8 protein-coding genes and 1 pseudogene are annotated in these 6,856 nt (G+C 74.1%); 3 read left to right on the top strand and 6 right to left on the bottom strand.

Annotation, left to right across the window (positions count from 1 at the left end; genetic code table 11):
- Window positions 1–63: 63 nt before the first annotated feature.
- From ACFP3V_RS26480 to ACFP3V_RS26470, 3 genes are all read right to left on the bottom strand, one after another.
- Window positions 64–558 (bottom strand): universal stress protein, encoded by a 495-nt coding sequence (locus tag ACFP3V_RS26480; RefSeq protein ID WP_380588441.1) that lies wholly within the window; start codon window positions 556–558, stop codon window positions 64–66.
- On the bottom strand, window positions 551–1,189 hold the full coding sequence (locus tag ACFP3V_RS26475) for a TetR/AcrR family transcriptional regulator (RefSeq protein ID WP_380588438.1): 639 nt from the start codon (window positions 1,187–1,189) through the stop codon (window positions 551–553). The genes ACFP3V_RS26480 and ACFP3V_RS26475 overlap by 8 nt, the downstream gene beginning before the upstream one ends.
- A gap of 111 nt (window positions 1,190–1,300) precedes the next feature.
- Entirely contained in the window at window positions 1,301–2,257 is a 957-nt protein-coding gene (locus ACFP3V_RS26470) for a LysR family transcriptional regulator (RefSeq protein ID WP_380588435.1), read from the bottom strand.
- A gap of 224 nt (window positions 2,258–2,481) precedes the next feature.
- Here ACFP3V_RS26470 and ACFP3V_RS26465 point away from each other — a divergent pair.
- The 3 genes and pseudogenes from ACFP3V_RS26465 to ACFP3V_RS26455 all read left to right on the top strand — a co-directional run.
- A pseudogene (locus ACFP3V_RS26465) lies at window positions 2,482–2,971 on the top strand (protein kinase domain-containing protein); the annotation flags it as partial.
- A gap of 125 nt (window positions 2,972–3,096) precedes the next feature.
- Window positions 3,097–3,282 carry a hypothetical protein gene (locus ACFP3V_RS26460; protein WP_380588453.1) on the top strand — a complete coding sequence of 62 codons (186 nt, stop codon included), beginning with the start codon at window positions 3,097–3,099 and terminating at the stop codon, window positions 3,280–3,282.
- Between the two features lie 42 nt (window positions 3,283–3,324).
- Window positions 3,325–4,815 (top strand): hypothetical protein, encoded by a 1,491-nt coding sequence (locus ACFP3V_RS26455; RefSeq protein ID WP_380588432.1) that lies wholly within the window; start codon window positions 3,325–3,327, stop codon window positions 4,813–4,815.
- 28 nt (window positions 4,816–4,843) lie between these two features.
- On the opposite strand, the gene ACFP3V_RS26450 is transcribed toward ACFP3V_RS26455, so the two are convergent.
- From ACFP3V_RS26450 to ACFP3V_RS26440, 3 genes are read right to left on the bottom strand one after another with little or no spacing between them, the layout of a single operon-like run.
- On the bottom strand, window positions 4,844–5,503 hold the full coding sequence (locus ACFP3V_RS26450; RefSeq protein WP_380588429.1) for a hypothetical protein: 660 nt from the start codon (window positions 5,501–5,503) through the stop codon (window positions 4,844–4,846).
- Window positions 5,504–5,513: 10 nt separating this feature from the next.
- Window positions 5,514–6,032, bottom strand: coding sequence for a hypothetical protein (locus ACFP3V_RS26445; protein WP_380588426.1), 519 nt, complete (start codon window positions 6,030–6,032; stop codon window positions 5,514–5,516).
- Window positions 6,029–6,556: a hypothetical protein gene (locus ACFP3V_RS26440; RefSeq protein WP_380588423.1), complete on the bottom strand. Its 528-nt coding sequence runs from the start codon at window positions 6,554–6,556 to the stop codon at window positions 6,029–6,031. The genes ACFP3V_RS26445 and ACFP3V_RS26440 overlap by 4 nt, the downstream gene beginning before the upstream one ends.
- Window positions 6,557–6,856 lie beyond the last annotated feature (300 nt).

The raw sequence follows: 6,856 nt of genomic DNA, 5'->3' as shown, positions 1-6,856 counted from the left end.
CGAGTGGTGGGTTGCTCGCGCAGTTCCCCGCGCCCCTGAGGGGGGCTGACCGCCGTTCAGAGGCTAGGGCACGACGATGACGGGGTGGCGGGCCGATTTGGCGAGGGAGGCGCCGACGCTGCCCCAGAGGCGGTGGTCGAGACGGCTGGACGCGCCGACCACGATGGCGTCCACGCGCAGAGCCCGGGCCACCCGCCTCAGCTCCCGCAGGGGATCCCCGCGCACCTCCGCGAACCCGTGCCGCAGGCCCAACTCACCCGCGCGGGACGCGAGATAGTCCCGCAGCTCCGCCGCGATCTCGTCGAACGCGCCCTCCGCGAACGGGGCCGCGCCCGCGACGAGGCCGGTGGCGCCGAACGCGGCAGGGCGGACGTACAGGCCGATCACCCTGGTCCGGGACCGGGCCGCGTAGCCGAGGGCGAAGTCCACCGCGCGCACCGACGTGCGGCTGCCGTCCATGCCCACCAGGACGCCGTGCGGGCCCAGGTCGCCGTATCCCGAGTGGAGTTGGAGATCCTCCGCCGGGGTTGCCGTGCGGCGGTCGTCGAGGTCAGACATCGGCGGACCACCGCTCGGTCAGGGCCTGGGGCAGCGCGTCCAGGTGGGCGTGGATCGCGGCCAGCAGCGCGTCGAGGTCGGCCCGGCCCGCATCGTGCCAGGCGTGGTGAGCCTCGGTCAGCGCCGCCGTGTGCGCGGCGGCGAGGACCTGCGGACGCAGGTCACGGGTCGGGTCCACGCCCTGACGGCGTGCCAGGACCTGCGCCGCCGCGAGGGCGTGCTCGCGCAGCAGCCGGGTGTGCGCGGTGGCCAGCCCCGAGTGGTCGTAGAGCAGCCCGAGGACCCGCAGGTACAGCTCCACGCCCGCGTGCGCCGGGAGCCGTCGCACGACGTCGCGGACGGCGAAGTCGGCGGCCGCCCCGAGTGCGGCCAGCGGCGGCTCCGCCGCCGGTCTGCGCTCCAGCTCCGCCAGCGCCACGGCGGAGGCCTCGCGGACGACCGAGAGCAGCACGTCCTGCTTGGTCTCGAAGTACCGGAAGAAGGTCCGCGGCGAGACCTCGACGGCCTCCGCTATCTCGTCGATCCGGGTGGCGTCGTATCCCTGACGGACGAACAGGTCGAGCGCTGCGTCGCGCAGCGCTTCCCTCGTGCGCAGCTTCCTCGCTGCGCGCAGGCCGCGGCTCTGGTGCATGCGGATATCAGAGCGCGATGATCAGCCGCTGGCAAGAGTTCTGTCAGCGACTGACACGAAATCCCCTCCTCCTCAGCGACCCGCCGGCTCCATCGCCGGCACGTCGCCTGGTCAAGTCGGCAGGGGGAGGCCCTTCCCCGCGCCGCGGCGCGGATCCGGTGGGGCGTCCAGGCCGGCGAGGGGGCGGGCCGGGTCCAGCGGCAGGAGGGGGCGCAGGGTCTCGACCATGGCGTCGACGGCGTCGAGCCACGGTCCGGTCGGCGGGCCGCTGAGGTAGAGGCGGCGACGGGCCGTCGGAAGCAGCCCGGCGAGCACGGTGCCCTGGGGGAGCATGAGTTGGGCCAGTCCGGGGACAACGGCGATGCCGCGCCGGGCCTGGACCATGCCCAGGACGGTGGCGAATCCCCGCACCCGGCGCGGAGCCTGGTAGCCGCGGCCGACCGCGTCGTGGATCTCGCGGAGGTAGCGTTCGACGCCGCCGTCCGAGAGCAGCATGGAGTCGTCGTCGAGGTCCTCGAACCGCACCGCCGCCTCCCCGGCCAGCGGGTGGTCGGTGGCGAGGGCCACGCGGAAGTCGTCGTGCAGCAGCAGGACCGCGCCGTCCGGGACGGGGTCGGGGTCGACGAGGACGGCCAGGTCCACTGTTCCGGCGGCGAGCCATCCGGCGACCTCGCCGTCCTCGCCCTCCAGGGTGCTCACCTCGACGCGCGGGCAGGCGGCCTGCCACAGGGAGGTGAACGCGGGCAGCAGGCCGTGGTACACCGTCGGCGGGGCGCCCACCACGACATGGCCGTGGACGCGGGCGACATGCGCGGCGGCGGCCTCCTCCAGCGCCTCCGCCTCGCTCACGGCGCTCCGGGCGTGCTGCAGCAACCGGCGCCCGAGCGCGGTCGGACTCACGGGACGTATCCCGCGCAGGACGACGGGTGCGCCCACGGCCTTCTCCAACGCGGCGATGGCGTGCGAGACCGCGGCCTGGGTCACGCCCAGCTTCGTCGCGGCGGCGACGAAGCCCTGCTCCTCCACCACGGCGACCAGCGCCCGCAGTTGAGCAAGCGTCACGCGCATGGAAAGGGCTCTCCTCCTGTTGCGGAGAAAACGTGTCGGGCATGATCGTTGCGGCCGGTCGCCCTTCTGTCCACCCGTCCGTCCACCCCTATGAGGATCGCTCATGGGAGCGTGAAGAAGTTGTGATGGACCGGCCCGCAACCTCTGGCTAGGATCGCCGCCTGGTCGCAACCAACCGAGGATCGGTGGCAGTTGGAACCTCTCGCACAGGATGTCCGCCGAGCATGGGTCCCTTCCGGGTGGTGGCGCGGCTCGGGTCCGGGGGATGGGGCAGGTCTTCCTCGGCCGCACGACGGGCGGACGGACCGTGGCGCTCAAGACGGTTCGTCCCGAGTTCGCGGCGGACCCGGAGTTCCGGCAGCGGTTCCGGCAGGAGGTCGCCGCCGCCCGCCGGGTCGGCGGGCGTTGGACGGCACCGGTTACTGGACGCGGACACCGAGGGCGAACGGCCGTGGGTGGCCACGGGTTTCGTCGCGGGTCCCGCGCTGTCCGCCGCAGTGCGGCGGTTCGGTCCGCTGCCGGTCGGCGCCGTGCGCACGCTGGGCGCCGGTCTGGCGGAGGCGCTGGCAGCGGTGCACGAACTCGGCCTGGTGCACCGCGACGTGAAGCCGTCCAACGTGCCGCTGGCCCTGGACGGGCCGCGGCTGATCGACTTCGGCATCGCCCCGAGCCCTGGACGCGACCTCGGTGCTGACCCGGTCCGGGTACGTCGTCCACCCTGCCCGGCTACGGAATCCTGACCCTGAACGACGACGGCTCCCTGCACGCCACCCAGGACGGACTGGACGGCACTTTGACCCGGCGCTGACATCCCGTCAGCGCCGGCCACAGCACGACGCATGCCAGGAGGAGAAATGGTCAGTTGGGACGACTACCTCGCGCAGAGCGGGGACGGGGAGGACTTCGCGGCGGAGGTCCAGGCCGACATCGTGGAACAGGCGGAGGAGTTCGAGGCCGAGACCGTGGCCGAGATGCAGGAGCAGGTGGAGGAGTTCAATGAATCCATCTGGGACAGTGCGGTCTGAGGTGCGCCCCTCACCGACACACACCGGTCCTGTGGAGGTGTGATGCCCTCGATCGTCCTGGACGCCGAACGCCGCCTGGGCGTGGACTCCGCACGCGTGCGCGCCGTCGCCCTCGACGTGCTGCGTCGGCAGAGCTACCAGGTCACCTCGGAGTGGGCCTCCGTCCTTGAGGCCCAACGGGGTTCGGCCGTCCGCTCGGTGATGATGCCGGACGAGGTCCCCGTGTCGGTGCGGATCGACCTCACCGCTGAGGCCGACTCCTGCCGACTCGCCGTGCGCGCGACCGACAGGGCCGTGTCCGTCGTCATGGTGGGCGTCCAGGAGCCCTACCGCGTTGCGTTCGAGACGCTGCTGGGGGAGTTGGACCGCGCTCTGGGCGCGCTCGATCCGCAGGCCGCGCCGGGATTTCCGGCACCGCGCTGGTGGTTCCGCGGGAACAGCGTGCAGGCGGTCGAGCAGGGCCACGCGGTCGGACAGCGCGTCCTCGGAAACGCGGTCGCGGCGATCTCCGGGCGACTGGGCGGCAGGCCGCAGCAGGCAACCCCCGTCGCCTGGGACGGCGTGGACCACGTGGTGTTCGCCTCGGCGTCGGGTGTCGCCGTCCTCGACATGGCCTCGGTCCGGGCGCTGCTCACCATTCCGGTGATGGTCAGTGCCCGGCCGGGCAGCGTGCCGCCGCAACTGGTCGCCCAAGGGCTGGAGTTCGCGGCTCTCGTGGAGCGTCGGCTCAGCGTCGGGGGCAGGGGCGGCGTCCGGGTGGACGTGCCGCAGGAGTACGTCCGGACCTTCGAGGTCCTGCACCAGCAGTACAGCATCAGGTCCGCGCTGCCCCTGCGAACCCTGTGCGTCTGCGTCGACTGTCGGCATCCCAAGGTGGTGAACCTCGACCTGAAGCGGTTGCGCCAGCGGAACCGCAACATCAAGGCCCTGGTCTCCCTGGGCTCGTTGTACGCCGGGCACGGCGAGCCCAGCGCGTTCAAGGTCTTCAGCACCGTCTTCCGGCAGGCCAAGCTGGAGCCGGACTACGTGTGCGGCCGCTGCGAGAGCACCCGGGCGAACGAGCAGCCGGTGACGTTCTGCCCCGAGTGCGGCGAGATGTGTTCGGACTCCCTCCTGCTCACGTGCGCGAAGTGCGGCTACGACTACCGGAGCCCGGTACGCGGCGCGACGATCTGGCAGGCAGCGGCTCCGATGCCGCCCGCGCCCGTGATGCCTCCCGCGCCCGCGGTGCCGCCCGGGCCCCCGACCCCGGTGCCGCCGATGCCGAGCGCGCCGCCCCGGCCCACCGCACCCCCGCCTCCCGGGTCGGGCGCAGGGTCCGGGCCGCCGAGGCCCTGGCCGCCGGCCCCGGTCCCCACTCCCGTCCCTGCCCCTCGGCCGCAGGCCGTCTGCGCCTTCTGCGGCCGAAGCTACCCGACCATGTGGCGGGTCCAGCTGGCCGAGCCGTCTGGCCTGCGCACCTTCATCGTCTGTGCGACGAACCCGCGGTGCTCGCCCGCCTCGCTCGTCCCACCCGTCCCCGTCCGCCCCTGAGGAAGGGCTCGGTGGCGCAGGCGCGGCCCTAGCCGGTGAAGGTGTCGATCGCGCTGATCCGCCAGGTTCCGGCCGAGCGGACGGCCGTCACGGCGAACATCGCCGGGGCTTCCGTGCTGCCGCCCGAAGCGGCCGTGCTGGTGTCCCGCTGCTCGGCGAAGACCAGCAGCCGGGCGCGGTCGCCCTGCATCTGCTCGACGCCGCAGCCGGTCACCGTGGTCGTCAGCACCAGCTTCCGCTGGGTCGCCTGCTGCTTGACCGGGGCCAGCAGGGCGGCGTACTGCCGCACGGCGCTACCGGTCAGCAGCCGCCCGGCGGCGGTGTCGGTGCGGGAGGGGTCGGTGTAGTCGTAGGAGAAGAGGGAGTTGACGGCGGCCGTGACCGCGCCCTTGACGCCCGCCGTGGCCGCCGGGTCGGTGAGGGCGGAGTTGCGCAGCGCCGGGCGGTCCTGGAGGGCGGACGCGCGGACGAAGCAGAGGCCGGCCGCCGCGCCGAGCAGCACGGTCAGCAACGCCAGCCAGGCGAGCGCGCCCGGGGCGCGGCGCAGTCTCCCGCTCGCCCGGGCGGGTTCGACGGGTCCGGCGGGCGCGACCACCTCTACGGGTTCGACCGGCTCGACGGTTTTGGCGGGGGCGGGCCGGGTGGCCAGGCGGCGCTGACGTTCGATCAGGTGACGGGTGGTGGTCACCGCTGGCTCCTCACTGGGCCTGGGCCTGCTGCAGGGCGCTGAGCTTCCAGCCCTGGGGGGTTCGGGTCAGCTGTCCGAGCATCCGGCTCTGCTTGACGGCGGCTGTGCCGCCGTCCGGGGTCACCGTGATCTGCAGGGCGACCATCACGGCCGCGCGACCGGCGCCGGGGTCCAGCTCGGTGACCGCGCCGTCCAGCACCCGGGCGGTGGTGACCGTGCGGGCCTGCGCCACCTGCTTGGTGAAGTCGGCCCGTCCCTGGGCCAGTTGGGTGTGCAGGTCGCCGGTGGTGGATTGGTCCCACAGGGCCAGGCCGGAGTCCAGGTGCGACCAGTCCAGGGTGTTGAGGTTCTGCACCGCCTGCTCGCCCGCGGCCAGCACCTGGTCCCGGGTCAGCGCCAGCGCCGCGCGGCTGTCGTGGGCCGCCGCGTACCAGGACCAGCCGCCCCAGGCCGCCGCGCCCGCGGCCAGCAGGGCCGCGGCCCGGGCGGCGGTCAGCCGCCATGCTGATGTCACGTCAGATCCCCTCATCGCTCCGACAGTTGGGTGATGCTCCAGCGGCCGTCCCGGCGCTGGGCCACGACCGCCAGCTGGCCGCCGACGGTGGTGGCCGCGCGGCCGGCCCGCTGGGCGGTCTGGTCCACGAACACCAGCAGCTCGGCGCGGTCCGCGGTCAGCTCGCCGACGCCGATCCGCACCACCGTGGTGCGCAGGCTCAGCTGCTGGGCGGCGACCTGCTGCCGGATCCGGCCGAACAGCGCCTGGTACTGGGCGGCCGCGCCGCCGCCGAGGAGCCGGCGGGCGGCCTGGTCGGTGCCGTCCAGGTCGTCCGGTGTGTAGGAGAGGATCCGGGCGACGGCCGGGCCGATCACGGCGGCCACCTGCGCGGCTGCCGGGTCGGTGTTGCGCTGCGGTGCGGCGTCATCGGGCACGGCGGTCAGCGAGCCGATCCGCCAGCGGCCCGCGCTCAGCACCAACCCGGCGTCGAGGCGCCGCCGTTGGACATCGGGCGCGGTGCTGCCGGTGACCGTCGTGCCGACCTCCACGGTGGCCACCAGGGCGGCGGTGCCGGCGGCGGAGTCGAAGGCGGTGAGTCCGGCGGCGGTGACCGTTCCGGTGGCGGCGGGACACCGTCGGGGCCGGTGGAGGCGNGAGGGCCGCCGGGCGGCCCTGCGTCAGGCTGTCGTGCAGGGTCCCGGTGCTGGCGTCGAGCCAGGCCCGGAGCGAGGCGGCTGGGTCGTGTGCGTCGGCGCCGCTGAGGGCGGTCAGGCCGGCGCGGCCCGCGCTGAGCGCGGCGGCGCGGCTGCGCATTGGGTCGGCCGCGGGGCCGCCGCCGCTGGGCAGCGCCCACCAGG

This window comes from Streptacidiphilus monticola (assembly GCF_042658505.1).
Lineage (GTDB): Bacteria > Actinomycetota > Actinomycetes > Streptomycetales > Streptomycetaceae > Streptacidiphilus > Streptacidiphilus monticola.
This window is presented reverse-complemented; position numbering and strand designations above follow the sequence as displayed.